Origin of the sequence: Alkalidesulfovibrio alkalitolerans DSM 16529 (assembly GCF_000422245.1) — a bacterium.
GTDB lineage: Bacteria > Desulfobacterota > Desulfovibrionia > Desulfovibrionales > Desulfovibrionaceae > Alkalidesulfovibrio > Alkalidesulfovibrio alkalitolerans.
Genome location: NZ_ATHI01000030.1, coordinates 99,594 through 125,719 on the forward strand (window position 1 = coordinate 99,594; position 26,126 = coordinate 125,719).

Genomic DNA, 26,126 nt, shown 5'->3' on the forward strand with positions numbered 1-26,126 from the left:
GTTTGCCGGGAAAGGGAAGCAGTCTCTACGCCCGAGGGGCTGTGGAGTCAAGGTTGCTCACTGGGTGCGAAAAAAGCCCGCGCGCATGACGAATGCGCGCGGGCTTGCGATCTGTGTGGTCGGGTGCGCTCCGGCTCCCGTCCGGGGGCAAGGGGCGCTGTATGGCTACTGCAGGATGCTGCGGTCGGTTATCTCGACTTTGGCCTCCGCACGGAGCTGGTCGATGACGGCCCGCAGCATCTCATCCAGCTTACGTTGTTCGAGTGTCTCCAGGAAGAACCCCTTCTGACTCTCCCAATCCGCTTCCGAAGGGGCGATGAGCTCCACGCGGCGGGCGATGAGCGCGCCAGCGGCCACGGCAACGGGTTCGCCCAGCCAGGATTCGCCTGGGGCCGTGAACACGGCCTCGGCGAGCATTTCGTTGCTGCCCAGACCAGGGATCTGGCCTTGCCGAGTGAAAGGTTCGGTGATCCTGGCGCGTGTCGCGAGGCTGGCAGGAAGTTCTCCGCCAGCGGCCGCGATGTCGGCAAGGGCCGTTCTCGCGGTCTCGGCCGCCTTCTCGGCCGCCTTGCGCCGAGTGACCTCGGCGACGATGGTGGCGCGAACTTCCTCGAAGGGACGGATGGAGGCCGGACGGTCCAGGGTCTTTTCGGCCAGCGCGAAGCCATCCGCGATCTGCAGCGGAGTCAGCGTGGCGCCCCCCTGGGGCAGGGCGAAGACGGCGGCCGTGTCACGGTCGGAAAGGGGCAGCTCCAGGGGACCTTGATCGCGGGAGAAAGGCTCGGTTTCGCGCAGCGGCAGGCCGAGTTGGTCGGCCACGGTCGCGAGCTTCTCGCCCGAGGCCAAGCGGGCCAGAGCCTCGTCCAGGAGATCGGGGATGCGGGCCTCGGCCTTGTCCTCGGCGAGTTGGCGCGCGATCTCGTCGCGCACCTCTTCAAAGGCAGGGATACCCGCCTCGCGCTTCTCCTCGATCATTATCAGGTGGTAGCCGAACCGGGTGCGCACGGGTTCGGAGACCACGCCCGGAGCGAGAGAGAAGGCGGCCTTTTCGAAGGGCTCGACCATGGCGCCGCGGCCGAACCAGCCCAGGTCACCGCCCCCGGGGGCGCTCGGGCACTGGGAGGAGCGCTGGGCCGTGGCGGCGAAGTCGTCCAGGTTTTTGATGCGCGCCCTTAAGTCGGTGATCTTCTTCAGCACCGCAGCTTCTTCCTCGGCGCTCGCATTCGCGTCCAAGGTCAAGAGGATGTGCCGGGCGCGGACCATCTCCTCCTGACCGAACCGCTCGGGGGCGGCGTCGTAGAAGGCGCGGGCCTCCTCGGTACTCACCTGGTCGGGCTTGGCTAGACTTTCGGGAGTGAACTCGACGTAGGCGATGGCGGCCACGGCGGGCGTGGCGAAGGCCGCTTCGTTCTCCGTGTAGAAGGCCTGAGCTTCCTCGTCCGTGACCTCGATGCCCTCGCGCTCGGCATCGGCCGGGAAGAGCACGTATTCCGCCCTGGCCTGCTCGCGGGCGAAGGTGAACATGTCTTTGGCCTCGCTCTCGGTGACCACGGCCGCGCCCGCAACGTGGCGCACGAAGTTTTGGGCCACGAGGCTTTGGCGCACGGACTCCTCGAACTGTGAGGGGGTCATGTGCTGGCCGAGCAGCAGGCGGTTATAGACATCTTTGTTGAAGCGCCCTGTCTCGTCGTGGAAGGCGGTGATGGAGAAGATGGCGTCGCGGACTTGGGCGTCGGAGACGACGATCCCCGCCTTGGCGGCGGCGCGCTCCATGAGCCGCTGATCCACGAGTTGTTCGAGGACCTGACGGCGGAAGTCGATCTGGCCGAGAACCTCGGAGCTGACTTCGCCGAACTGCATGCGGATGCGCTCCAGTTCCTGGTCGTGGCGCTCCTTGTACTGCCCCACGGTGATGGGCATGTCGTCCACGTAAGCCACGACCGACGTTCTGGTCTCGTTGAAGGAGCCCACGCCCCAGAAAACGAAGACCAGAATGATGAGGGCGAAGATGATCTTGACGCCCCAGCCTTGGGCGTTTCTCCGGATGAATTCGAGCATGGTGCTGTTAGCCTCGCTTGTTCTTGACGAAGTTCAAAAGTCCGCCGGCACGCACGATGTCGAGCTCGGCGGGCGACAGGTCGTTGGTCAGCGGGATGCGCGTTCCCGAGGCGGTGACGGCCTCGACGATGCCTGTGGGGGTGACCTCGGTGGCCGGGATCGTCAATTCCTCCCCCAGCGCGAGTTTGTCGTAATCTTCCGCGTTGACGAAAAAGAGCGGCAGGATGCCGAAGTTGACGAGGTTGGCGCGGTGGATGCGGGCCAGCGACTTGACGACCACCGCCTTCACGCCGAGATGTCGAGGACCGAGCGCTGCGTGCTCGCGGCTCGACCCTTGGCCGTAGTTCTCGCCACCCACGATGATGCCCTGTCCCTCGGCCCGGATGCGCGCGACGAATTCCTCGTCCACGCGGCCGAAGACGTGGTTGGAGATGGCCGGGATGTTGGAGCGCAGCGCCGTGATCTCGGCCCCGGCGGGCAGGATGTGGTCGGTGGTGATGTTGTCCTCGACCTTGAGTAGGATTTTGGCCGTGATGCTGTCAGGCAGCGGGTCGAAATCCTCCAGGGCCACGATGTTGGGGCCGCGCATGACCGCGACCTGGGAGCCGTCTTCGGGCGGAAAGATGAACATATCCCGGATGGAGGGCGCTTCGGCCGGGAGCTCGGGCTTTTGCGGCGCGTCGCCCCAGGTGGCGGGGTCGGTGAATTCGCCGCGCAGCGCGGCCATGGCCGCGGTCTGGGGGCTGACGAGATAGACCTTGGCGTCCTTGGTGCCGGAGCGGCCCTCGAAGTTGCGGTTGTAGGTGCGAGCCGAGACGCCGCCCGAGACCGGGGAGCCCCCCATGCCGATGCACGGACCGCAGGTGCACTCCAGGACGCGCGCGCCCGAGTCGAGCAGGGCTTCGACCAGTCCCTCGCGGGCAAGCATCTTCATGACCTGCTTGGAACCGGGAGAGATGAAGGTATCCGTGTCCGTGGCGACCTTTTTGCCCTTGAGCATGAGGGCCGCGGTCTTCAGGTCGAGGTAGGAGGAGTTGGTGCACGAGCCGATGCAGACCTGATCGACCTTCAACCCGGCGATCTCGCGCACGGACACCCGCTTGTCGGGCATGTGCGGCGCGGCGGCCAGGGGCTCGAGCTTCGAGAGGTCGATGACCACCTCCTCGTCGTAGCTCGCGCCCTCGTCGGGCAGAAGCTCCGCGAAGTCATCGGGCCTGCCCATGGCATGCAGGAACTCGCGCGTGCGGTCGTCCGAGGGGAAGATCGAGGTCGTGGCCCCGAGCTCCGCGCCCATGTTGGTAATGACAGCGCGCTCGGGCACCGAGAGCGTGGCCGCGCCGGGCCCGGCATACTCGAAGACCCGCCCCACGCCGCCCTTCACGGTCAGTTCGCCGAGCAGGTGCAGGATGATGTCCTTGGCCGAGGCGAAGCCCGTGAGCGCGCCCGTGAGCACCACCCGGACCACTTTGGGACAGGGGATGACGTACGCCTCGCCCGCCATGGCCAGGGCCACAGAGAGGCCGCCCGCGCCCATGGCCAAGCTGCCCACGCCGCCCGCGGTGGGAGTGTGGGAGTCGGAGCCGATGAGTGTCGCGCCGGGCTTGGCGAAGTTCTCCAGGTGCAATTGGTGGCAGATGCCCAGTCCCGGAGGCGAGAAGACCACACCGTGACGCGCGGCCACGGTGCGCAGGTAGCGGTGGTCGTCGGGGTTGCGAAAGCCCATCTGCAACGTGTTGTGGTCCACATAGGAGACCGAGAGATCGGTCTTGACGCGGGGCACTCCCATGGCCTCAAACTGGAGGTAGGCCATGGTGCCGGTGGCGTCCTGGGTCAGGGTCTGGTCGATACGCAGCCCGATTTCGGAGCCGGGAACGAGGTCGCCGGTCACGAGATGGGCGGCGAGGATCTTTTGGGTGATGCTCTGGGCCATCCGAAGGTGTCTCCTAAAAGGGGAAGCCCCTGTCGAGGTTGGGCGGAAGGTTTTCGACGATGCCGAGTTCGAGACGCCGTATCCTGGCCGTGCAGAACTGGATTTCGGTTTCGAGACGCATCTTTTCGTGCCGCGCCTCGTGCAGTTCGCGGGCGAAGAATATGCCGCGCGCAGGGTCCTCGGCATCCATGAGACGCCGAATTTCGCCCTCTTGGGCTGTCTTTTGGGCCGCGAAATCCGCCATCACGGCTTTGAGGGCCGCGATGGCGGCCGCGGAGTCGTTCGCCTCAGCGGATTTTGATGCGTCGATTGCGTGCGGGTTCGTCATCGGGTTTTTCCTTGCGGGCGAAAAGGCTGTCCGTAAGGGTGGGAAACCTGTTGAAGATATTGAAAAATCCTGGCCAGAGCGTGGAGGCCGCGCCTGGGTTGGCCAGGGCCTGCGGGGCCTTGGACAGTGAGAGCGCGGCCACGGCCAGGGCATATCCCGCATCGGGAACGTGGACGGCCTGCGGGTCGCCGAAACCGGGTTCGATATCCAGGGCTTCGCCGAGGTCGGTGAACGATTTGCCGCAGGCCGTGAGCACCTGGCGTGCTTCGTCGCCGTCGCGGCCCGCCGGAAGCTCGAGCCGCGCTCCGCGCGGGGCGGCGGCGGCCAGGGCCGCGGCCAGGGGAACGAGCGCCCCATATTCAGGAGCGAAGACCGGCGATTCGGGCCAGGGCGCGTCGCGCGTCGCGAGCCGCCCCCCCTTGACCTCGATGGTCAAACCTGCGGCCTCGAGCAGCTTGAAGGCTGAGGCTGCAAGTGGGGAGTCGGCATCGGGCATGCCAATGAGCGTCGTCTCTCCCGCGCGAAAGCGCGGCAGGGCTAAAAGCAGCGAGCCAAGGACAGGATCGGCGGGCAACTGGGGCCGCGCGGGTACCTTTGGGGTGTCGGGACGCACCGTGGCTCGGCCCGGTTCGAGCCGGACCTCCACCCCGCACTGGGCCAGCACGGGCGCGGCCTCGACCACGCCGCGCGCGGCGGCGGACTCGGGAGCGAAAGTCATGGACAGGCCCGCCTCGAAGCGCCAGCCGAAGAGCAGGAGGCTTGCGGCCAGATCCTCGGGGCAGTCGGTGGGCAGGGCGATCTCGCGCGGCGGCTGGTCGCCGGACTCCAGACGCACGGGCAGGCCGGGCGCGCGGCGGTCGATGGGCGCGAGTCGGGCGTTGAGCATGGGCAGCAGCCGGGCGTAGGGTCCCACGTCGAGGAGCTTCAGTTCCGGGCCGCCGGAAAAGCGACAGTTGGCCTGGGAGGTCAGGGCCAGGGCCAGAAGGAGCGCGAAGACCGGCTCGAACGACCCCACGAAGGGCGAGGCCCCGTCAAGGCCCAGTGCGCTTTCTGCTCGGACGGCGAATTCAGAGCCTTCCCAGGAGAGCTTGCCGCCGACCTGATTCATGGCCTTGGCGAACTCGATGAGCGGGTCGGCGGCCACGACCGGGCTCACGGCGCACTCCGCGCCCGTGACCGAGGCCAAGGCCAGGAAGTACATGGCTTTGCGCGAGGAGGCCGGGGCCTCCACGGCGATCTGCAGCCTGCCCGAAGCGGGCGTCAGGAAGAATGCCTGTTCGCGGGCCTCGGGGCCGGTGGCGGCGTCGTAGGCCAGGGCGTTCAGGGCGATGAAAACCTGCTTGGCCAAACGGTCGGAGAACCCGGCCTCGCGCAGGTGCGAGGCCCATACGCCCCACAATGCCTTTTCCTGCGGGGCCGAGGCCACGGGCTGGCCCTTGGCGCGGCGGGCTTGGGCCTCGCGGGCCAGGCGGCGGGTGCGGCCCACGAGTTGCCTGAGCAGCTTGGCGTCGATGTCTTCGAGGCTTTGTTCGGGCCGGGAGCGGCTGCCGGAGGAGTCGGCGGCGCGGTCGTCCGCGCGGCCGGATTTGTGATCGTCGCGGCGGGCGGCCTGGGGCGGCCTGCCGGGCATGGTGCGTTCTTTTGTCATCGGGGGTTGTGCCGTGTCCTTGTTTTGAACCCGTTTCCATACGCCGAACATCATCAAGAGGCAAGGGAAACCCGCGCCGTCCGGCCGGAGCGTGATCGCATTGCGTCACGCGCCAGCCGCCGCGACGGCTCGAACGCGAAGGAAGCGGGTGTTGAGGCCGCCTCGAGACCGCTTGCGTATTTGATCACATGGCCCGGGTGCGCCGTGTGTTCCCCAGGCACGGGCCTTTCCGCGAACTAGGCGTGCGTCCGGGCGAAATGGGCGCGCGCGGCAAGGGTTGCGCGGCGGCGCCTGGGAGATTTGGCTATCATCCTGGGATCTAATGAGAAGTCTGGAGGCCTCCATCCTCGTTTCAGGTGGAGCGCGCAGGTTGACCCGAAATACGTTGAAAGTTCGGAATGTTACAAAATGCAAAAAGCGGGTTGACATTTTGTTGTTTTTTTCACAAGAAGGAGGCCAGTTTGGTCGACGATCCGGCCGTCCGACCAGCCTGCGCCCGCCCATCCTCCGACGACCGTCATTCTCGGCGTAACCGGATGGGAAAATGCAAGCGGGACAGGCGCGAGGCGGTCCGGTGAAGCGGTACGCTGCAAAAAACCTTATTTGAAAGGAGATGGTCATGTCGAGACTTGTTCCTCCCCACGGTGGCAAAGGCCTTGTCGAATGCCTGCTGAAGGGTGCCGAGCTTCAGGCCGCGCTGAAGAAGGCCGAAGGCCTGAAGAAGGTCGTGATTTCCGACCGCGTCAAGGGCGACTGCATCATGCTGGGCATCGGCGGCTTCTCGCCCCTGAACGGCTTCATGGGCAAGGCCGACTGGAAGAGCGTCTGCGAAAAGATGACGCTGACCAACGGCACCTTCTGGCCCGTTCCCGTGGTCTGCGACACCAACGAGGCCGTCAAGGCCGGTGAAGAAGTCGCGCTGGTCGGCGCCAAGGGCACCATCTACGCGATCATGAAGGTCGAGGAAGTCTACGAGCTCACCGAGGCCGAGAAGAAGTGGGAATGTGAGATGGTCTTCAAGGGCAACGGCGACGACTCCCAGAAGTTCTGGGACGTGGCGCTGGATGACCACCCCGGCGTGCAGATGGTCATGAAGCAGGGCAAGTACAACATCGCCGGTCCGGTGCAGGTCCTCTCCGAGGGCGACTACCGCAAGGACTTCCCCGGTGTGTACAAGACCCCCGCCGAGATCCGCGCCGAGATGGACGCCAAGGGCTGGGCCAAGGTCGCCGCGCTGCAGCTGCGCAACCCCATGCACCGCTCGCACGAGTACCTGGCCAAGATCGCCGTCGAAGTGTGCGACGGCGTGGTCATTCACTCCCTGATCGGCAACCTGAAGCCCGGCGACATCCCGGCCGACGTGCGCGTCAAGTGCATCCAGAAGCTGATCGACCTGTACTTCGTGCCCGCCAACGTGATCAACGCTGGCTACCCCCTCGACATGCGCTACGCCGGCCCCCGCGAGGCGCTGCTGCACGCCACTTTCCGTCAGAACTACGGCATCAACAACCTGCTGGTCGGCCGTGACCACGCTGGCGTGGGCGACTTCTACACCCTCTTCGAGGCCCAGGAGATCTTCGATAAGATCCCGGTCAGCGCCGACCCGGCCAAGAATCTGCTCTGCCAGCCGATGAAGATCGACTGGACCTTCTACTGCTACAAGTGCGACGGCATGGCCTCCATGCGCACCTGCCCGCACACCAAGGAAGACCGCGTCATCCTGTCCGGCACCAAGCTGCGCAAGGCCCTGTCCGAGGGCGAGCCCGTCGCCGACCACTTCGGCCGCGATGAGGTCCTGGACATCCTGCGCGAGTACTACGCGGGCCTGACCGAGAAGGTCGAGGTCAAGATGCAGAAGGCCGCCGCCGGCACGGCCATGAAGTAAGTTCCGGACTGGAACGAGATGATTGTGAAAAGGGGTGCGTCCGTCAGGGCGCACCCCTTTTTGCTGTTTTTGGCGCCCTACTTCCGGCCTATAGATTATTTGCATCATGCTGTTTTGAATGTAAAAATTTTTTCACACCCGAGCTTGTGAAAAAGAAGCCACATCGGGTCCCAAAATCCTTGCCTTTTGTCTGTGCTCAGCGTATTTTCCGGACTGCCCTATGAGATAGTGCGCAATGGCGCACAGTTCGGCCCGCCAGTGGCAGGGCTTCGGCCTCGGGGTTTTGTGGTGATCCGGAGGTTGTGGCCGACACTTCGCTTGTCGAAGGCGGGAGGCGTCCCGAGGGGCGCAGGCGGGCGGGCGCGAGGCCTGTATCCAGGCCGGGGGCTTGTAACTAATTTCACTTTCCGCTTGACGCCCCTCCGGCACATTGTTAAAACAGGCACAAGCTCATTGGCTGAAACGGAAACCGCTCACGTAAGGATGCAACGCATGGCCCGTCACGGACTCCAGGATTCGAGCGATCATGGTCGCGGAGGATGTTCAGATCGGGCGCGGGGTGCGAGGCAAGAGGGCAGGGGGCCGACGTTTTCGGCGGCCCTGCTTTTTCTTATAGCGGCAATCGGAAACCCTTAAAATCCATTTGGTTAGGAGGTTGCGTTATGCCCACCTATGTTGACCCGAGCAAGTGCGATGGCTGCAAGGGCGGTGAGAAGACCGCCTGCATGTACATCTGCCCGAACGACCTGATGATTCTCGATCCCGAGGAGATGAAGGCGTTCAACCAGGAGCCCGAGGCGTGCTGGGAGTGCTACTCCTGCGTGAAGATCTGCCCGCAGGGCGCCATCGGCGCTCGTCCCTACGGCGACTTCGCGCCCATGGGCGGCACCTCGATCCCGATGCGCGGCGCTGAAGACATCATGTGGACCGTTAAGTTCCGCAATGGCAACGTCAAGCGCTTCAAGTTCCCCATCCGCACCACCCCCGAGGGTTCGATCAAGCCCTACGACGGCAAGCCCGAGCCGGGCGACATCGACAGCGAACTGCTCTTCACCGAGACCTCGCTGCCGACGCCCAAGGAAGTCCTGAACAAGAAGTTCGAGGTCACCGACGTCGACGCCACCCAGTGCTGGTTCGACCTTCCCTGCGAAGGCGGAAACCGCGCCTAGGGCAGTTTGGCTGATCACGGGTTTGGATCACAGGAAAAACTGAAGCAGACTGACAGATAGGAGACACATCATGCCCAAGATTCCTGTCAAGATTGCTCCCCAGGGCGTGCCCGTTGGGGATCCGGAAATCATCGAGAAGGACGTTGACATCCTCATGGTTGGTGGCGGCATGGGCACCTGCGGCGCGGCTTTCGAAGCCGTCCGCTGGGCCGACAAGTACGCCCCCGACCTGAAGATCATGCTGGTCGACAAGGCCTCTCTGGAGCGCTCCGGCGCGGTTGCCCAGGGCCTGTCGGCCATCAACACCTACCTCGGCAAGAACGCCCCCGACGACTACGTCCGCATGGTCCGCACCGACCTGATGGGCCTCGTGCGCGAAGACCTGATCTACGATCTCGGTCGTCACGTCGACGACTCCGTGCACCTCTTCGAGGAATGGGGCCTGCCCTGCTGGATCAAGGAAGGCGACCACAACCTCGACGGCAGCCAGGCCGTGAAGAAGGGCAAGTCTCTGCGCAACGGCGACGAGCCCGTCCGCTCCGGCCGTTGGCAGATCATGATCAACGGTGAGTCCTACAAGTGCATCGTGGCCGAGGCCGCGAAGAACGCCCTGGGCCAGGACCGTTACATGGAGCGTGTCTTCATCGTGAAGCTGCTCCTGGACGCCAACCAGCCCAACCGCATCGCGGGCGCCGTCGGCTTCTCCACCCGCGAGAACAAAGTGTACGTCTTCAAGGCCAACACCATCCTGGTGGCCTGCGGCGGCGCGGTGAACGTGTACCGTCCCCGCTCCACCGGTGAAGGCATGGGCCGCGCCTGGTATCCCGTCTGGAACGCCGGTTCGACCTACACCATGTGTGCCGAGGTCGGCGCCGAGATGACCATGATGGAAAACCGCTTCGTGCCCGCCCGCTTCAAGGACGGTTACGGCCCGGTCGGCGCTTGGTTCCTGCTCTTCAAAGCCAAGGCCACCAACTACAAGGGCGAGGACTACTGCGCCACCAACCGCGCCATGCTCAAGCCCTACGAGGAGCGCGGCTACGCCCAGGGTCACATCATCCCCACCTGCCTGCGCAACCACATGATGCTGCGTGAAATGCGCGAAGGTCGCGGCCCCATCTTCATGGACACCGCCACCGCGCTGCAGACCACCTTCGCCAAGCTGACCCCCGAGCAGCAGAAGCACCTCGAGTCCGAGGCTTGGGAAGACTTCCTCGACATGTGCGTCGGCCAGGCCAACCTGTGGGCCTGCATGAACATCGAGCCCGAGAAGTCCGGCTCCGAGATCATGCCCACCGAGCCGTACCTGCTCGGCTCCCACTCCGGCTGCTGCGGCATCTGGGTCTCCGGTCCGGACGAGTCCTGGGTTCCCGAGGACTACAAGGTCAAGGCCGACGACGGCAAGGTTTACAACCGTATGACCACGGTCAACGGCCTGTTCACCTGCGCTGACGGCGTTGGCGCCTCGGGCCACAAGTTCTCCTCCGGTTCGCACGCCGAGGGTCGTATCTGCGGCAAGCAGATGGTCCGCTGGTGCCTGAACCACAAGGACTACAAGCCCGCGCTGAAGAAGTCCGCGGCCGAACTGGCCAAGGAAATCTACGCTCCGGTCGAGAACTACAAGGCTGGCGTCGCCGCCTCCACCGACCCGATCGTGAACCCGAACTACATCACTCCCAAGAACTTCATGATGCGCCTCATCAAGTGCTCGGACGAGTACGGCGGCGGCGTCGGCACCCTGTACGTGACCTCCGCCTCCCTGCTGGAGCACGGCTTCAAGCTTCTCGACATGCTCGAGGAAGACTCCAAGAAGCTGGCCGCCCGTGACCTGCACGAACTGATGCGCTGCTGGGAGCAGTTCCACCGCCTCTGGACCGTGCGCCTGCACATGCAGCACATCCACTTCCGTCAAGAGTCCCGTTACCCCGGCTTCTTCTACCGCGGTGACTTCATGGGCCTGGACGACTCCAAGTGGAAGTGCTTCGTCAACTCCAAGTACGACCCCGAGAAGGGCGAGACCAAGCTCTTCAAGAAGCCGTACTGGCAGGTCATCCCGAACCCGATGCATCCGTAAGGGTTCTCTGGGGGGCCGCGGGCGACCCGCGGCCCCCTTTTTCCGTTAGGGGGGCGTTGCTCTCGCTTTGTGGTCTGAGTAAAAGCCGCGATCAAGGCTTGCGGTTTTTTTTCAGGCCATACGAGCTAGCCCGAAATATGTTGAGGGAGGAGTGCACATGGCGAACACAAGCATCCTGGTTGTCGGAGGCGGATTCAGCGGTCTCACGGCCGCGCTCGAAGCCGCTGAAGTCGGCCACGAGGTCTTCATCGTCGAGAAGAGTCCCTTCTTGGGAGGCCGCGTGGCGCAGCTGAACAAGTATTTTCCCAAGCTGTGCCCCCCTTCCTGTGGTCTCGAAATCCAGTTCCAGAGGGTGAAGAGCAACCCCCTGGTCAAGGTCTTCACTCTGGCCGAGGTCGTCTCGGTGTCTGGCAAGGCCGGTAACTACGAGGTCACGATCAAGCTCACGCCGCGTCATGTGAAGCCCGGCAACTACGATTTCAGCGAGGAGGCCAGGGCCCTGTCCAAAGACGTGCCGAGCGAGTTCGAACTCGGCATGGGCACGCGCAAGGCGCTGCACCTGGACATGCCCTTCGCTTATCCGGCGCGCTGGACGCTCGACAAGGGGGCGCTGACCGAGGCCGAGGCCAAAAAGCTGGCCGAGAACCCGGTCGTGGACCTTGACGAGAAGGAGAAGACCATCACTCTGAGCGTCGGAGCCATCGTCTACGCCACGGGTTGGAAGCCCTATGACGTGACAAAACTCTCGAATCTCGGGGCGGGCATGGTCCCCAACGTGGTTTCGAACATGCAGTTCGAGCGTCTGAGCGCGCCGTGCGGCCCCACCAACGGCAAAATCGTCCGGCCGACGGACGGCGCGGCGCCCAAGCGCATCGCCTTCGTGCAGTGTGCCGGATCGCGCGACGAGAACCACCTGAACTACTGCTCGTACATCTGCTGCATGGCCTCGCTCAAGCAGGCCGCCTACATCCGCGAGCAGTACCCCGAGGCCAGCGTGGTCATCTACTACATCGACCTGCGCACGCCCGGCCGCTACGACACGTTCAAGGACCGCATCCTGGCCGATCCCAAGATCAAGCCGGTCAAGGGCAAGGTGGCCAAGATCGAGGCCTCGGGCCAGAACGTGAAGGTCACCGTGGAAGACGCCGTCACCGGCATCAAGGGCGAGGACGTCTTCGATCTGGTGGTGCTGGCCACGGGCATGCAGCCCTCGCTGTCCGGCGAGCGTCTGCCCGCCGGCATTCAGGTTGACGCCGACGGTTTCCTCGTCGGCGGCGAGGACAAGGGCATTTTCGCCGCAGGCTGCGCCAAGCTGCCCCTGGACGTCATGAAGTCGGCCCAGTCCGCTACCGGCGCGGCGCTCCAAGCGATTCAAACGGTGAAGGGGAGGTAAGCTGACATGGCCGAGAAGATCGGTGTCTACATAGACGAATCCTGCCTGGGCCCGGTGCTTGATGCCGGGCAACTGGCCGAGTTCGTGAAGGGTCGCTTCTCCAAGGAAGTCTCCTTGGTGCGGACCCACCCTCGCCTGAACTCCGAGGACGGCCGGGCGCTCATCCAGGCCGATATCGACGAAGGCGCGCTCGGCGCTGTCTGTATCGTCTCGACGTCGCCCCGCTACGATTCCGACATCTTCACCTTCACGGGCGACGTGTTGGTGGAGCGCGTCAACTTCCGCGAGTTCGTGGCCAAGGGCTACAAGAATCCCGACGGAACCACGCTCAAGGCCGGCGACGCGCTGACCGACGAGCTTCGGCTGCTGGCCGAGGACTATCTCAAGATGGGCGTGCTCAAACTGACCAAGATGACCGCTCCCACCCCCGAGATCCCCGACGGCGTCCGCACCGTCCTGGTGCTCGGCGGCGGCTGGACCGGCCTCAACGCGGCCTTGGCCGCGGCCACGGCCGGCTATGACGTCGTCCTGGTCGAGAAGGAATCCCAGCTCGGCGGCAAGGCGCTCAACCTCTTCAAGTCCTTCCCGCTCGCCGCGCCCTGGACACAGACCGAGGACACGGGCATCGACAAGCTCGTGCAGGCCGTGCAGTCCAACGCCAAGATCAGCGTGAAGCTCGGCGTCACCCTGGAGAAGCTCGACGGCGCGCCCGGTCTGTACACCGCCACGGTGGGCGGCGAGGATATCCCCGTCGGCTCCGTGGTCCTGGCCACCGGCTGGGAGCCGCAGAAGACCGAGTATCTTGCGCCGCTTGGCTACGGCAAGTTCAAGAACGTGGTCACCACGGCCGAGTTCGAGAAACTGGCCAAGAAGGGCCTCACTGCCAAGCGCGTGGCCTTCATCGCCGACGTTTCGGTGTGCATCGAGGAGGGCCTGAAGGCCGAGGCCGCCAAGGCCGAAGCCGAAGCCGCCGCCGCTGCCGAGGCCGAGGGCAAGGAGAAGCAAGAGGGCGCTGAAGAGGTCTTCGTCTTCAAGAATCTCGAATCCTGCCGCCACCTTGCGTTCAGCTCCGAGCTCAATTCGCTCGTGGCCCTCAAGCAGGCCGGATACGTGGCCGACAGCGCGTCCGACGCCATCGGCTTCGTCTTCTACGACCACATGATGGTTCCCGGCATCAACGAGCGCTACTACAAGGCCGCCCAGGACAAGCCCGGCGTGATGCTCACCAAGGGCTTCATCTCCGGCATCCGCGAGGAAGGGGCAAAGCTCGTCCTGCTGGCCCGCGACACGCTGCTTGGCGAGACCATCGAGATCGACGTGGACATGATCGTCCTGCCCACGGGCATCGTGCCCACCACGGCGCACGGTCCGGTGATGAACTTCACCTACCGCCAGGGCCCGGCCTTTCCCGACCTCGAACTCTTCAGCGGTTTCGCGGACTCCAACTACATCTGCTTCCCCTACGAGACGAGGCGCACCGGCGTGTACGCCGCGGGCTGCGTGCGGCAGCCCATGAGCATGGCCATGGCGCGCGACGATGCCCAGGGGGCTGTGCTCAAGGCCATCCAGTGCATCAGCTCGCTCAACCGGGGCGTGTCCGTGCACCCGCGTTCGGGCGACGCCTCCTACCCCAAGTTCAACTTCACGCGGTGCACGCAGTGCAAGCGCTGCACCGAGGAATGCCCCTTCGGCGCGCTGGACGACGATCCCAAGGGCACGCCGATGCCCAACCCCACGCGTTGCCGTCGTTGCGGCACCTGCATGGGCGCTTGCCCCGAGCGCGTCATCAGTTTTGACAACTACAACGTCGACATGATCGGCACCATGATCAAGGCCGTCGAGGTTCCGCCCAAAATCAACGAGGGCGGCCCGCGCGCGATCATCCTGGCCTGCGAGAACGACGCCTATCCGGCCATCGACATCGCGGCCATGCGCGGCCATCCGTGGAGCCCCTACGTGCGCATCATTCCGGTCCGTTGCCTGGGATCGGTGAACACCATCTGGATCGCCGATGCCATGTCCAAGGGCACGGACGGCGTGCTGCTCCTCGGCTGCAAGTACGGCGAGGACTACCAGTGCCACTTCGTCAAGGGTTCCGAGCTGTGCAGCCGCCGCATGGTCAACGTCGCCGAGTCGCTGAATCGTCTCGGTGTCGAGCCGGAGCGCGTGCTGCAGAAGCAGGTGGCCATCGATGAGTACGACCAGGTGCCGCACATCATCGATGATTTCATGAACTACATCCTGAAGCTCGGCCCCAACCCGTTCAAGGGATACTAGGCCATAAGGGAGGACGAATTCATGTCGAACCCGGTCCGCATCCAACCCGACCTGCAGTTCGTCAAGGACCTGCAGCAGGTGGGGGGCGACACGCTCAAGCGCTGCTATCAGTGCGCTACGTGCTCGGTCGCCTGTCCCATCTCGCCCGCCGTGAATCCCTATCCCCGAAAGGAGATGATCTGGGCGCAGTGGGGTCTGAAGGACAAACTCGTCAACGACATCGACATCTGGCTGTGCCACAACTGCGGCACCTGCTCGGATCTGTGCCCGCGCGGCGCCAAGCCTGGCGATCTTCTGGCCGCGCTACGCAACATGGCCTACCGCAAGGTGGCTGAACCCACGATCATCGGTGAGTGGATGAGCAAGCCCAAGCACCTGCCGTTGCTCATCGCCATCCCGGCGATCATTTGGCTGGTCGTGTGGATCATCCGCGCGGGCATGCTCGGGAGCTTCTTCCCCATGTTCGAGCCTGCGGCCGACGGACACGGCTGGCAAGTGGTGGCTGAAGGCGGCAAGGTGATCTACGGCGGTCTCTTCCCCGGCGATTTCACCATCGACCCGATCTTCATGGCCACTTTCTTCGCCATGGTTTTCGTCTTCTACCGAAGCGTGAAGAAGCTCATCACTTCCTTCGACGTGCCCAAGACGTTCGTGCTTTCGGGCGAGAAGAATCCATCCATGTTCGAGGCGTTCAAGGCGACCATCGCCTGCGAAATCGCCACCCACACCAAGTGGAAGAAATGCGGCGATGATACCGAAGCCGACAAGCAGAAGTTCATGGGGCACTTCACCCTGTTCTATGCCTTCATCGCCCTGATGATCGTCACCGGCACCATCGCTGCCACCCACTGGGGCAGCAATTTCCTGCGCTGGTTCACGGGTCTTGAGCTAGGCATCCTGAAGTTCTTCGGCCATACACCGCTGAACCTGTGGAACCCGCTCAAGCTCCTGGCCATCTTTGGCGCGGTGCTTTTCGTCTACGGACTGGCCAAGCTGACCGCCCGTCGCATGCGCCAGGACACCTCCAAGCACGGCTCCTCTTGGTACGATTGGTATCTGTTGGGCATCATCTGGGTCGTCGGCCTGTCCGGCATCTTCTGCATGCTGCTCAGGCTCGCCAACACGCCCACCCTGGCCTATCCCATGTACTTCGTGCATCTGGTCTCGGTGTGGATGCTCTTCGCCTATCTGCCCTGGTCCAAGCTTGGGCATTTGGTATATAGGACCGCGGCCCTGACGTACGCCCGTCACGTCGGCCGTATCCCCATGGAAACCAAAGAGGAAAAGACTTTTGTCCTCTAAGTGATTGAAGACAAGGGAGGATCTATCATGGCTGAAGCGCGCAAGACTTTCCCGATGAGCACCTTCGCCGCCTACATCAAGGGTGTGGGCAAGGAAGGCCAGAAGCAGAACATCACTGAACTGCTCGCATTCATGACCGGCTCCGACGTCGATGCCGAGGCAGAGCCCTTCGCCGCCGCCCTGGCCAAGGCCTGGATTTACGAGCAGCATCCCGAACTGGCCAAAATGGCTGGCGGCCAAGTGCAGGCCCTTGGCGACACCGTATCCGTGCTCGAACTGCCCGAGGGCGTGAAGACCGAAGTGGCCGCGATTTTCGCGAAGCTTGGCGAATACCGCAAGACCATCGCGGATCAGAAGGGCAAGATCGCCGACCTGGAAAAGAAGCTGGCCGAGACCGAGGGCAAGCTTTCCGAGACCAGCAAGGCCATGGCCGACTTCAAGGGCAAGTACGAGGCTCTTGAGGCGTCGGGCAAGGGGGCCGGTGAGAAGGTCATCATCGCCGCCGAGGAGAAAGTCACGGCCCTCAACGCCCAGTTGGGCGATCTGGCCGCCGAGATCGAGAAGGCCAAGACCGGCATCATCGCCATCCTGAAGGCCGCTCCCGCCGCGGGAGGCGTCGCTGCCGCCGATGCGCCCGCTGGCGCCGGCGCTCCGGAAGTGGGTGGCGAGCCAGAGGCAGATTTTGGCTTCGGTTCCGACCCCTTCGCGGACAGCAAGTGGTAGTCCCGCATTGACGGATTTGTCATCCCAAACCCGGTCGACTTCGCGTCGGCCGGGTTTTTTGCTTTCGTCGCTCCGCGAAGCTTGTTCGGGCGCAAACCCGGCGCGCTCGCGCGAAGCGAACATTCTTCTGTTTGCGCGCAAGGGGCCCGGCGACACGGTCTGGACGGGGTGTCTTTGCTGACAATTGTGTCAAATCCATGCGCTTGATTTCGTTCATCGTTTCGTTGTAAGCAATCCGCCACTATGGGACATTTGCGCTTAACCGACGTGTGTGTTCGTTTCGGCGGGCTGCAGGCCCTTGCGAACGTTTCCTTCGAGCTTCGGCCTGGCGAGATCATGGCCCTCATCGGTCCCAACGGCGCGGGCAAGACCACGCTTTTCAACGTCATCACCGGTGTGTATCGAGTCTCGGACGGAGACGTCACCTATGGCGACGTGAGCCTGATCGGCCTGCGGCCGCACAGGATATTGTCTTTGGGCATCGCCCGAACCTTTCAAAACATTCGTCTCTTCACCGCCATGACCGCCCTCGAAAACGTCATGGTCGCCCAGCATTGCCGGTCGCGTTCCGGCGTCTTCTCCGCCGTGCTCAGACCGCGCTCGCAGCGCGAAGAGGAGCGGCGGATCATCGACAAGGCCCAGGCCGCGCTCGATTTCGTCGGCATGGGCGACATGACGGACGTCGTGGCCCGAAATCTTCCCTACGGCTTGCAGCGCCGACTCGAAATCGCCCGCGCCTTGGGCAGCGAACCGCAGACGATTCTGCTCGATGAGCCCGCCGCCGGTCTCAACCCGTCGGAGAGCAGGGACCTCATGGAGCTCATCACGCGCATCGCCGATTCCGGCATCAACGTGCTCATGGTCGAGCATGACATGAAAGTCGTCATGGGCATCAGCCACCGTGTGGCCGTTCTGGATCACGGCGTCTTGATCTGCCAGGGGCGGCCCGACGAGGTGCAGTGCGACCCCAAGGTCATCGAGGCGTATCTGGGCCAGTAAACTCAACCGTTGGAGGGTGATGGAATGAACAGGAATGTGGTGCGGATTCTCGTGGTCGCGATGGCGCTCGTGCTTGCCAGCGGCCCGGCCCTTGCGGCCAAGCTCAAGATCGGCAGCCTTTCTCCGCTGACCGGCCCCTATGCTGCGGACGGCAACGACATCGCCAACGGCGTGCGCGCGGCCATCGCGGCCATCGAGAAGGAAGGCGGCATCCCCGGGTTCGACGGCATCGAACTGATGGCCGAGGACAGCGCCTGCGATCCCAAGCAGGCTGTGGCCGCCGCCAACAAGCTTCTTTCCGCCAAGGTTGCGGGCGTGATCGGCGCGTACTGCTCCAGCGCCACCATCCCGGCTTCCGACGTCCTCTCCGAGGACGACATCCCCATGCTGACCCCGGCCTCGACCAACGAAAAGGTCACCGAGCGCGGTCTCAAGCACATGTATCGCGTCTGCGGCCGTGACGATGACCAGAGTGTGGTCGCCGTGCAGTTCATGACCGACTACCTCAAGGGTAAGAGCGTCTACATCGTGGACGACAAGACCACCTACTCCCAGGGGCTGGCCGACAACGTCAAGAAGCTGGCCGCCGAAAAGGGCCTCAAGGTCATCGCCCACGACCACGTGAACCAGGGCGACCGCGACTTCTCGGCCGTGCTGACCAAGATCAAGGCCGCCAACCCCGACGTCTTCTACATGAGCCTGCAAAACTCCTCCTCGGGCGCCCTGATGCTCATCCAGGCCCGCCGTATGGGCATCAACGCCGCGATCATCGGCCAGGATGCCGTGTACCACCCGCAGCTCATGGAGATCGCCAAGGCCGACGCCGAGGGCGTGTTCCTGACCTTCGGCTTCATCGACGAGTCCACCGAGGCCTACCAGAAATTCCTCGCGGCCTACGCCCCCTACGGCACACCCGGCGCGTACTCCGGCTACGCCTACGACTCCGCCACCGTGCTGCTCAAGGCCATCAAGGACGCGGGCAGCACCAAGCCCGACGACATCCGCGCTGCGATCATGAAGATGGACTTCCAGGGCGCCTCCAAGCACATCAAGTTCATGGAGAACGGCGACTCCGGCTCCAACTACATCATCCGCATGGTCAAGGACGGCCAGTTCGTGAACTACTGGAATCCGGCCACCGGCCAGACCTACTAGTTGCATTATGGGAGGGCTCCGTGACGGGGCCCTCCGTTTTGTCCGGAACATGTGGCGCTGTCCTGCAGGGCCGCATCCCCGCCGCGCTGGGCGCGACAAACCGAGCGAGCAGACATGGACTTTTTTCTCCAACAGTTCCTGAACGGCCTGACCCTGGGCGGTCTGTACGCGCTCATCGCGCTCGGCTACACCATGGTCTACGGCATCATCCAGCTCATCAACTTCGCCCATGGCGAATTTTTCGCCGCCGGCGGCTACATGGGCGTGATCCTGCTCTCGTGGATGGCATCGCAGGGCATGATCCAGAGCAATCCCTGGTTGTGCATGGGCATCGCCCTGTTCCTGACCATGGGATATTGCGCGCTTCTGGCTATGGCCGTGGAAAAAGTGGCCTACAAGCCTCTTCGTCATTCGAGCCGTCTGGCCGTGCTGCTCTCGGCCCTTGGCATGTCCATCTTTCTGCAAAACGGCCTGATGCTCACCCAGGGCGTGTACGACAAGGCCTACCCCACGGAGCTCGTGTCCGGGCAGGTCGCGTTCGGTGAACTTCAGGTCTCGCTCATGCAGGTCGTGATCCTGTGCACCACGGGACTGTTGCTCATGGCCCTGAACACGCTGGTCTTCAAGACCAACATCGGCAAGGCCATGCGCGCCACGGCGCAGGACAAGACCATGTCCGCGCTGGTCGGCATCAACCCCAACAGGATCATCTCCATGACTTTCGCCATCGGCGCCGGGCTGGCCGCCGCGGCGGGAATCCTGGTGGGCTTCAGCTACGGCTCGGTGCGCTACGACATGGGCTTCGTGCCGGGCATTAAGGCCTTCGCGGCCGCCGTGCTCGGGGGCATCGGCAACATTTCCGGGGCCATGATCGGGGGGCTGATCATCGGCATGGTCGAGGTCATGGCGGCGGCCTACATCCGGGGCGGGACGGAATACAAGGACGTCTTCGCATTCATCATTCTGATCTCGGTGCTCTATTTCATGCCCACCGGCATCATGGGGGAGAACGTCGATGACACCCGCGTCTAACTCCCCCTTCCGCAGGGCATGGTTCATCCTGGCCCTGGCCCTGGCCTGGCTCTTCGTCCTGCTCTGGCCGCTTCTGGGCATCCGGTCGGACGGCTCCTTCACCTTCGCCGAGACCTTCGCGGTCTGGAGCAAGGTCGCGCTGGCCGGTCTTGCGATCCTCGCCATCTGGAAGCTTCGCCACGTCGGGGCGTTCGATTTCCTGCAAAAACCCGTGGCCGTGGCCCGTCAGGCCGTGGACACCGGCTACAACGCACTGCCCAAATGGGTCTGGCTGGGCCTGCTCGGGGCCTTTGCCCTGACCTTTCCCATGTACACCGAGCGCTATGCCCAAGACGTGGCCGTGCTCGTGCTAGTCTACGTCTGCCTGGGGCTCGGCCTGAACGTGGTCGTTGGGTTGTGCGGCCTTCTGGATCTGGGCTACATCGCCTTTTACGGCGTGGGTGCCTACACCTATGCGCTGCTGTCCATCCACTACTCCATGCCGTTTTGGGTCTGCCTGCCCATCGCGGCGGTACTGGCCTCGATTTCTGGCTGCATCATCGGCTTTCCCACGCTGCGTATGCGTGGCGACTATCTGGCCATCGTGACGCTCGGCTTCGGCGAGATCGTGCGCATCATCCTCAATAACTGGATGAGCCTGACTAACGGTCCCAACGGCCTTTTGGGCATCAAGTCGCCCGGCGTGTATGTGCCAACCTTCGTTGACGGAAGCCTGACCTTCGAACACCTGTGGCTGCGCAACCTCCATCTCATCTATTACGTCATCCTCGGCTTGGCGGTATTCACGATCATCGCCGTGAACCGTCTCAACTATTCGCGCATCGGTCGGGCCTGGGAGGCCGTGCGTGAGGATGAGACCGCAGCCGAGGTGATGGGCGTGAACACCTTCCTCATCAAGCTCCTGGCCTACGCCACAGGCGCGGCCTTCGGCGGTCTGGCCGGAGCCTTCTTCGCCGCGCGCATGCGTTTCGTCTCGCCCGAGTCCTTCACCTTCATGGAGTCGATCATGGTCCTGGCCATGGTCGTGCTCGGCGGGCTTGGCAGTATTCCCGGCATCATCCTCGGCGCCATGGCGCTCATTGTGCTGCCCGAAGTCTTCAGAGGCTTCGAGTTGTACCGAATGCTCGCCTTCGGCGGAGCCATGACCCTGATGATGGTCGTGCGTCCGGCCGGACTCATTCCGGCCAAGCGCATGGGCAAACGCGGCGAGGAGGCGGACTAGTCATGGCCGAACCCATCCTCGAACTGGAAAACGTCACGGCCCACTACGGCCGCATCCAAGCCCTCAAGGGGATCTCGCTGCGAATATTCCCTGGCGAGATCGTGACCATCATCGGCGCCAACGGCGCGGGCAAAAGCACCACGCTGATGACCATCTGCGGCGTGCTCAAGGCGAGTTCGGGAGACGTACGCTACCAGGGCGCGAGCATTCGCAACCTGACTTCGGACCGTCTGCCATCCATGGGGCTTTGCCAGGTTCCGGAGGGGCGGCGCATCTTCCCCCGTCTGACCGTGGCCGAGAATCTGGACATGGGCTCCTTCTTCCGCAAGGACAAGGAGAACATCCGCCGCGACAAGGACATGGTCTTCGAACTTTTTCCGGTTCTCAAGGAGCGCCGCCGCCAGGCCGGGGGCACGCTTTCCGGTGGCGAACAGCAGATGCTGGCCATCGGCAGGGCGCTCATGGGCCGCCCCAGGCTGCTTCTGCTCGATGAGCCCTCGCTTGGTCTCGCTCCGCTGATCGTCAAGCAGATCTTCGAAATCATCCGGCGCATCAACGAGGAGAACCAGACGACCATCCTGCTCGTGGAGCAAAACGCCAATCTCGCCCTGCAATTGGCCACGCGTGGCTACGTCATGGAGACGGGGCATGTGGTTATGGAGGACGACGCCCGCTCACTCCTTGGCAATCCGGATATCCGCAAGGCCTATCTGGGCGAATGATCCCTCCTGCGAAGTCGGTGCGCGCGGGCTTGCCCGGATGTCGTTTCGCCGTCGAAGTAGGGCGAATGGGTATTTCATGATTTCGTGGATTGGGGTAGGGTTCGCCTACCCAGGCCGAGATTCGACTACAGGTCCGTGATCGCCACGGACGTTTCAGGGGGTGTATCCGTGTTTCTCGGCGTATGACCAGGGAGCGTTCATGGCTGGCCTTATAAATCCCGCGAAAGAGATCAAAACGCGCATTGGCAAGGCCAAGATCTATTTGAACAAGCGGCAGGCCGTGCGTTGCATGGCCGAACTGCTCGGCGCGGTAAAGATTCACATCGCCTGCCAGAAAAAACTCGTCGGCGCGGAAAAGATCGAGATCGAGTACACTCTCGACGAACTCATGAGCGGGCTTTCCGCCCTGCCGGAACTACAGCCTTATCTGCCCGAGCCGTTGTCCTACAAGCGTGGCTGCGAGCGGGCCGCCTTCGGTCGGATGATCGAGGTCCTCAAGCGCATCAGCAAGGATCTGGAAAACGGCGGAGCGGAGGAGGATCCCGAGGAGGTCGAGGCCCGCCGCAAACGTAATGCGCTTCTCGACCGCATGGAGGAATTCCTCCTCAAGGGCGATCAGATGATGGTCGCAGCCTGCATCAAGAAGCTCGTGGACGAGAGCGGCGGCGACTCTTACGTGCTCATGGACGTGGCCGAACGTTACTATCGCGCCCATGACTGGCGCTCTGTGCTGCAGTACGCGCTCGAAGCCATCCGCAAGAATCCCAAGGAGATGCGGGCCTACAAGCTGGCCATCAACGCTCACCGGTTCCTCTCCGAATACGACGAGGCGCTCGGGCTCTACAAAAAGGCCATCTCGGTCTTCGGCCATCACCCCAATATCTACGTCAACTTGGCCAAGCTCTACCAGGAGTGGGGCAAGCTCAAGCCCGCTTTTGATGCCGCGCGTATGACGCTCAGGCTCGATCCCGACAATGATGAAGCCCAGCAACTCGCCGTGACTCTGGCAAGGAGCCTCGGCGTGCCCTGGCCGGGGGCGGGAACGGCCACGGTCGCGCCTGCAGGCGCTGCGGCGCAATCCGACGACGCGGAGAACGGCGCGCCTGCCACCGGTACTGCTTCGGCGCCCTCCGTCTGATCTATCTTTCACCGGGATTTTTGTGCGGGCGCCGACAGGCGCCCCACTTCCGCCCAGGCTTGACGCCGTGTCAGGCCATGAAAGCGGCGATGCGCTCGACGACCACGTCCAGGAGACGCTCCACCTCGTTTTTCAGGCGCATGGCCTCGGCCTTGTTCCGCTCGCGGCAGGCCATCTCCAATTCCAGGGCGAGTTCCATGAGCGCCGAGGCATTAAGGGTGCCGCACATGCCTTTGAGGGAGTGCGCGGCTTTGGACGCCTTGATGAAGTCGCCCTCGTCCAGGGCGTTGGATATTGTGGCAAGACGCGTGGGGCCGTCCTCCAGGAACAGTCCATATATCTCGCGCAGGAACTCCACTTCCCCATCCAGTCTGTCGAGGGATTTGGCAGTGTCGAGGATGAGTTCGTCGGAGAGGCTTTCGATATTCATTGGCCGGCCCGTTGTGTTTCCATTGCGCATTGAGCTTCAGTTGTTATGTCATTATTCGTCATCCACGAATTCGTCAATGCGCATGCTTTGATCTGGCTGCGCCGAGGTGGTCCGGCGGGTGGACCTGTTTTGACGGCGCATCCGCGATGGTGTAGCCAAGCGAAACGTTTACCTGCGGCCGGCTGCCCGGCCGCATCTCTTGCCCGGAGGCTCCTTCGTGATCCGCATCCAACCCCGCTGTGAGACCGGTTCGCGCCGCATCGCGTTTCATCGTGTTCTGGCGGCATTTCTATGTCTGCTGTTTTTGTGGCCTGCGGGCCTCGTCGCCCAAAGCACGGCCATGGACCCGCGCGAGGAGGGGGGATTGCGCTCCGGCAAGGCCACGACCTTCGAAGAGATGCTGCACCGGCACCGCTTGCAGCGGCTCAAGGAGCATGCGCTATTGACCTCCGAGCGCGCCTGGAAGGCCCGCGAGGACCACTTCGCGGCCCGGCTTTCCGGCATGAGCCTGCGCGAGAAGGTGGGGCAGGTCTTCATGGTCACCTTTCCGGGCGACGTCTACACGGGCGACGTGGCCGATCTGGTCGAGAACTGGAAGGTCGGCGGCGTCATGCTGTACGGGGCGGCAGGCAACGTGGGCTCGCCGCGGCAGGTCAAGCGGCTGACCGACGCTTTGCGAGATCACGCCCTGGTCGGCGGCAAGCCCCTGCCGCTGTTCATTTCCGTGGACCAGGAGGGCGGCCCGGTGGCCAGACTCCGGGACGGCTTCACGGTCTTTCCCTCGGCCATGTCCATCGCGGCCACCGGCTCCCCGGAGAACGCGGCCCTGGCCGCTCGGCTCACGGCCCGCGAGCTTCTGGCCGTGGGCGTGAACGTCAATTTCGCTCCGGTGGCCGACGTCAACACCAACCCGGACAATCCCATCATCGGACTTCGCTCCTACGGCTCCTCTCCGTATCTGGTCGCGGCCTTCGTGCGCGCGGCCGTGCGCGCCTATGGCGAGATGGGGCTTTTGGCCACGGCCAAGCATTTTCCCGGCCACGGCGAGGCGGACATCGATTCGCACCTCGACCTCCCCGTGCTCGACGTGGACCGCGACCGGCTGGCGAACATCGAGCTTCCACCGTTTTTCGCGGCGGAGCAGCAGGGCGTTCCCATGATCATGACGGCGCACATCGCCCTGCCTAAATTGCATCCCGAAAGCCCGGACCTGCCCGCCACGCTTTCGCACCGTGTGCTCACCGGGCTTTTGCGCGAGCAGATGGAGTTTCCCGGGCTGATCGTCACGGACTCCATGTTCATGGGGGCCATCATGCAGCGTTACGGCGTGGAGGAGGCCGCCCTCACGGCCTTCGAGGCGGGCGCGGACATCCTGCTCTACGGCGCGGACCTCTATGCGCGCGGCGGCGACGGCGACACCGTGGCCCTGCAGAAGCAGGCCATGGAGGCGCTCTATCAGGCCGTGCGCTCGGGCCGCATTCCGGCAAAGCGGCTCGACGAATCCGTGGAGCGCATCCTGCGCGCCAAGGCGCGCATCGCGCCGGGGCTGCACATCCCCGAGGACGACCGCTACGCGCTCATCGCGGCGGGCGACGTCTCGGCCGTGGTCACGGCCGAGCGCATGGCCGCCGAGGGCGTGACCATCGTGCGCCACCAAGACTTCTTTCCGCTTCCCGAGGACGGCGCATTGGTGGTGGTCTACCCGCGTGAGCTTTCGGCCCTGGCCGACGCCTTTCGCGTGCGGCTGCCCTGGGCGCGGCTCGTGCCCGTGGAGCGCGATCCCGGCGAGGAGGACGTGGTCCGGGCCGTGAACGCGGCCAAAAACGCGGTCAGGGTCGTGGCCGTGGTCACGGATTGCCGCAAGTTTTCCGGCCAGGAACGGCTCGTGCGCGCCCTTGGCGAGCGCGCGGCCGTGGTCGCGGCCGGGTTGCCCTACGATCTCGCGCTGTTCCCGTCCGCGCCGTTGCTCGTGGCCACCTACGGGCCGCACCCGGGCGCGCTCGCGGTCCTGCCGCGCCTGCTCGAAGGCGAATTCAAGCCACGGGGCACGCTGCCCGTGGAGTTGCCTGGTCTTGGCGGCATCGGTTTTTCCGACTCCTTACCCTAGAGCGGAGGTTTCATGATCAGCGAACTGTCGCAAAGCGCCATGCGCGTTCAGGAATATCTCGCCGCGCGGGGCCATGCCCTGCGCGTGGTCGAACTTGCCGATTCGACCCGCACCGCGGCGGACGCGGCCAAGGCCATTGGCTGCGAGGTCGCGCAGATCGTCAAGTCGCTCGTCTTCCGGGCCAAGGATTCCGGCCGTCCCGTGCTGGTCGTGGCCAGCGGCGTAAACAGGGTGGACGAGGCCAAGGTGGCGGCCCTCCTTGGTGAACCAGTGGGCAAGGCGGACGCGGCCTTCGTGCGCGAGTGCACCGGCTTCGCCATCGGCGGGGTGCCGCCCGTGGGCCACGCCGAGCAGATCGTGACCATCATGGACGAGGATTTGCAACAATACGTCGAAATATGGGCCGCTGCAGGCACACCGCACGCTGTTTTCAGGCTCACGCCCGACATCCTGCGGGAACTGGCCGAGCCCATCGTGGCGCGGATCGCCCAGGACTGACCCTCTTTTCGTCGCCAAAGCGCTTCGGGAAGTTGG

General features: G+C 63.9%; 20 protein-coding genes. 15 read left to right on the forward strand and 5 right to left on the reverse strand.

The genetic code is table 11. The annotated features are described in order from the left end of the window. Positions 1–165: 165 nt before the first annotated feature. From DSAT_RS12280 to DSAT_RS12295, 4 genes are read right to left on the reverse strand one after another with little or no spacing between them, the layout of a single operon-like run. A complete protein-coding gene (locus DSAT_RS12280) occupies positions 166–2,058 on the reverse strand; it encodes a SurA N-terminal domain-containing protein (RefSeq protein WP_020887848.1) in 1,893 nt (630 codons plus the stop codon). 7 nt (positions 2,059–2,065) lie between these two features. Beyond that, the gene (locus tag DSAT_RS12285) at positions 2,066–3,988 is read right to left on the reverse strand and encodes an aconitate hydratase (protein ID WP_020887849.1); all 1,923 of its coding nucleotides are present in this window, start codon (positions 3,986–3,988) and stop codon (positions 2,066–2,068) included. A gap of 13 nt (positions 3,989–4,001) precedes the next feature. Next, on the reverse strand, positions 4,002–4,316 hold the full coding sequence (locus tag DSAT_RS12290; RefSeq protein WP_020887850.1) for a hypothetical protein: 315 nt from the start codon (positions 4,314–4,316) through the stop codon (positions 4,002–4,004). Then, on the reverse strand, positions 4,276–5,964 hold the full coding sequence (locus DSAT_RS12295; protein ID WP_020887851.1) for a hypothetical protein: 1,689 nt from the start codon (positions 5,962–5,964) through the stop codon (positions 4,276–4,278). Before DSAT_RS12295 ends, DSAT_RS12290 begins: the two co-directional genes overlap by 41 nt. Positions 5,965–6,583: 619 nt before the next feature. On the opposite strand from DSAT_RS12295, the gene sat reads away from it, so the two are divergent. The 13 genes from sat (at position 6,584) to DSAT_RS12360 (ending at position 23,055) form a co-directional block, all read left to right on the forward strand. Further along, on the forward strand, positions 6,584–7,849 hold the full coding sequence (gene sat, locus DSAT_RS12300; protein WP_020887852.1) for a sulfate adenylyltransferase: 1,266 nt from the start codon (positions 6,584–6,586) through the stop codon (positions 7,847–7,849). A gap of 662 nt (positions 7,850–8,511) precedes the next feature. Next, on the forward strand, positions 8,512–9,018 hold the full coding sequence (gene aprB / locus DSAT_RS12305) for an adenylyl-sulfate reductase subunit beta (RefSeq protein ID WP_020887853.1): 507 nt from the start codon (positions 8,512–8,514) through the stop codon (positions 9,016–9,018). Between the two features lie 70 nt (positions 9,019–9,088). Beyond that, the gene (aprA, locus tag DSAT_RS12310) at positions 9,089–11,092 is read left to right on the forward strand and encodes an adenylyl-sulfate reductase subunit alpha (RefSeq protein WP_020887854.1); all 2,004 of its coding nucleotides are present in this window, start codon (positions 9,089–9,091) and stop codon (positions 11,090–11,092) included. 157 nt (positions 11,093–11,249) lie between these two features. Continuing rightward, positions 11,250–12,485: a CoB--CoM heterodisulfide reductase iron-sulfur subunit A family protein gene (locus tag DSAT_RS12315; RefSeq protein WP_020887855.1), complete on the forward strand. Its 1,236-nt coding sequence runs from the start codon at positions 11,250–11,252 to the stop codon at positions 12,483–12,485. A gap of 6 nt (positions 12,486–12,491) precedes the next feature. After that, positions 12,492–14,762, forward strand: a complete 2,271-nt coding sequence (locus DSAT_RS12320; RefSeq protein WP_020887856.1) for a hydrogenase iron-sulfur subunit — start codon at positions 12,492–12,494, stop codon at positions 14,760–14,762. Positions 14,763–14,783: 21 nt separating this feature from the next. Next, positions 14,784–16,064: a quinone-interacting membrane-bound oxidoreductase complex subunit QmoC gene (gene qmoC, locus DSAT_RS12325; protein ID WP_020887857.1), complete on the forward strand. Its 1,281-nt coding sequence runs from the start codon at positions 14,784–14,786 to the stop codon at positions 16,062–16,064. A gap of 27 nt (positions 16,065–16,091) precedes the next feature. Further along, a complete protein-coding gene (locus DSAT_RS12330) occupies positions 16,092–16,787 on the forward strand; it encodes a hypothetical protein (protein ID WP_020887858.1) in 696 nt (231 codons plus the stop codon). 243 nt (positions 16,788–17,030) lie between these two features. Next, positions 17,031–17,786 carry an ABC transporter ATP-binding protein gene (locus DSAT_RS12335; RefSeq protein ID WP_020887859.1) on the forward strand — a complete coding sequence of 252 codons (756 nt, stop codon included), beginning with the start codon at positions 17,031–17,033 and terminating at the stop codon, positions 17,784–17,786. A gap of 24 nt (positions 17,787–17,810) precedes the next feature. Beyond that, positions 17,811–18,941 (forward strand): branched-chain amino acid ABC transporter substrate-binding protein, encoded by a 1,131-nt coding sequence (locus DSAT_RS12340; RefSeq protein ID WP_020887860.1) that lies wholly within the window; start codon positions 17,811–17,813, stop codon positions 18,939–18,941. Positions 18,942–19,055: 114 nt separating this feature from the next. Then, on the forward strand, positions 19,056–19,973 hold the full coding sequence (locus tag DSAT_RS12345) for a branched-chain amino acid ABC transporter permease (RefSeq protein ID WP_020887861.1): 918 nt from the start codon (positions 19,056–19,058) through the stop codon (positions 19,971–19,973). After that, entirely contained in the window at positions 19,957–21,195 is a 1,239-nt protein-coding gene (gene livM / locus DSAT_RS12350) for a high-affinity branched-chain amino acid ABC transporter permease LivM (protein WP_020887862.1), read from the forward strand. Before DSAT_RS12345 ends, livM begins: the two co-directional genes overlap by 17 nt. A 2-nt stretch (positions 21,196–21,197) precedes the next feature. Continuing rightward, a complete protein-coding gene (locus DSAT_RS12355) occupies positions 21,198–21,917 on the forward strand; it encodes an ABC transporter ATP-binding protein (RefSeq protein ID WP_020887863.1) in 720 nt (239 codons plus the stop codon). Between the two features lie 199 nt (positions 21,918–22,116). Continuing rightward, complete coding sequence (locus DSAT_RS12360; protein ID WP_020887864.1) at positions 22,117–23,055, forward strand: tetratricopeptide repeat protein; 939 nt, start codon at positions 22,117–22,119, stop codon at positions 23,053–23,055. A 70-nt stretch (positions 23,056–23,125) separates the two neighbouring features. Here DSAT_RS12360 and DSAT_RS12365 read toward each other — a convergent pair whose 3' ends face one another. Beyond that, positions 23,126–23,485 carry an Hpt domain-containing protein gene (locus DSAT_RS12365; RefSeq protein ID WP_020887865.1) on the reverse strand — a complete coding sequence of 120 codons (360 nt, stop codon included), beginning with the start codon at positions 23,483–23,485 and terminating at the stop codon, positions 23,126–23,128. A 217-nt stretch (positions 23,486–23,702) separates the two neighbouring features. On the opposite strand from DSAT_RS12365, the gene DSAT_RS12370 reads away from it, so the two are divergent. Together DSAT_RS12370 and DSAT_RS12375 are read left to right on the forward strand one after the other, a co-directional pair. After that, positions 23,703–25,592, forward strand: a complete 1,890-nt coding sequence (locus DSAT_RS12370) for a glycoside hydrolase family 3 protein (protein WP_020887866.1) — start codon at positions 23,703–23,705, stop codon at positions 25,590–25,592. Between the two features lie 12 nt (positions 25,593–25,604). Then, positions 25,605–26,090 (forward strand): YbaK/EbsC family protein, encoded by a 486-nt coding sequence (locus DSAT_RS12375; RefSeq protein ID WP_020887867.1) that lies wholly within the window; start codon positions 25,605–25,607, stop codon positions 26,088–26,090. Positions 26,091–26,126 lie beyond the last annotated feature (36 nt).

Bases quoted from the DNA above. Each gene is read 5' to 3' on its own strand.
- DSAT_RS12280 (WP_020887848.1), bottom strand. From the start codon at position 2,058: ATGCTCGAATTCATCCGGAGAAACGCCCAAGGCTGGGGCGTCAAGATC.
- DSAT_RS12285 (WP_020887849.1), bottom strand. From the start codon at position 3,988: ATGGCCCAGAGCATCACCCAAAAGATCCTCGCCGCCCATCTCGTGACC.
- DSAT_RS12290 (WP_020887850.1), bottom strand. From the start codon at position 4,316: ATGACGAACCCGCACGCAATCGACGCATCAAAATCCGCTGAGGCGAAC.
- DSAT_RS12295 (WP_020887851.1), bottom strand. From the start codon at position 5,964: ATGACAAAAGAACGCACCATGCCCGGCAGGCCGCCCCAGGCCGCCCGC.
- sat (WP_020887852.1), top strand. From the start codon at position 6,584: ATGTCGAGACTTGTTCCTCCCCACGGTGGCAAAGGCCTTGTCGAATGC.
- aprB (WP_020887853.1), top strand. From the start codon at position 8,512: ATGCCCACCTATGTTGACCCGAGCAAGTGCGATGGCTGCAAGGGCGGT.
- aprA (WP_020887854.1), top strand. From the start codon at position 9,089: ATGCCCAAGATTCCTGTCAAGATTGCTCCCCAGGGCGTGCCCGTTGGG.
- DSAT_RS12315 (WP_020887855.1), top strand. From the start codon at position 11,250: ATGGCGAACACAAGCATCCTGGTTGTCGGAGGCGGATTCAGCGGTCTC.
- DSAT_RS12320 (WP_020887856.1), top strand. From the start codon at position 12,492: ATGGCCGAGAAGATCGGTGTCTACATAGACGAATCCTGCCTGGGCCCG.
- qmoC (WP_020887857.1), top strand. From the start codon at position 14,784: ATGTCGAACCCGGTCCGCATCCAACCCGACCTGCAGTTCGTCAAGGAC.
- DSAT_RS12330 (WP_020887858.1), top strand. From the start codon at position 16,092: ATGGCTGAAGCGCGCAAGACTTTCCCGATGAGCACCTTCGCCGCCTAC.
- DSAT_RS12335 (WP_020887859.1), top strand. From the start codon at position 17,031: ATGGGACATTTGCGCTTAACCGACGTGTGTGTTCGTTTCGGCGGGCTG.
- DSAT_RS12340 (WP_020887860.1), top strand. From the start codon at position 17,811: ATGAACAGGAATGTGGTGCGGATTCTCGTGGTCGCGATGGCGCTCGTG.
- DSAT_RS12345 (WP_020887861.1), top strand. From the start codon at position 19,056: ATGGACTTTTTTCTCCAACAGTTCCTGAACGGCCTGACCCTGGGCGGT.
- livM (WP_020887862.1), top strand. From the start codon at position 19,957: ATGACACCCGCGTCTAACTCCCCCTTCCGCAGGGCATGGTTCATCCTG.
- DSAT_RS12355 (WP_020887863.1), top strand. From the start codon at position 21,198: ATGGCCGAACCCATCCTCGAACTGGAAAACGTCACGGCCCACTACGGC.
- DSAT_RS12360 (WP_020887864.1), top strand. From the start codon at position 22,117: ATGGCTGGCCTTATAAATCCCGCGAAAGAGATCAAAACGCGCATTGGC.
- DSAT_RS12365 (WP_020887865.1), bottom strand. From the start codon at position 23,485: ATGAATATCGAAAGCCTCTCCGACGAACTCATCCTCGACACTGCCAAA.
- DSAT_RS12375 (WP_020887867.1), top strand. From the start codon at position 25,605: ATGATCAGCGAACTGTCGCAAAGCGCCATGCGCGTTCAGGAATATCTC.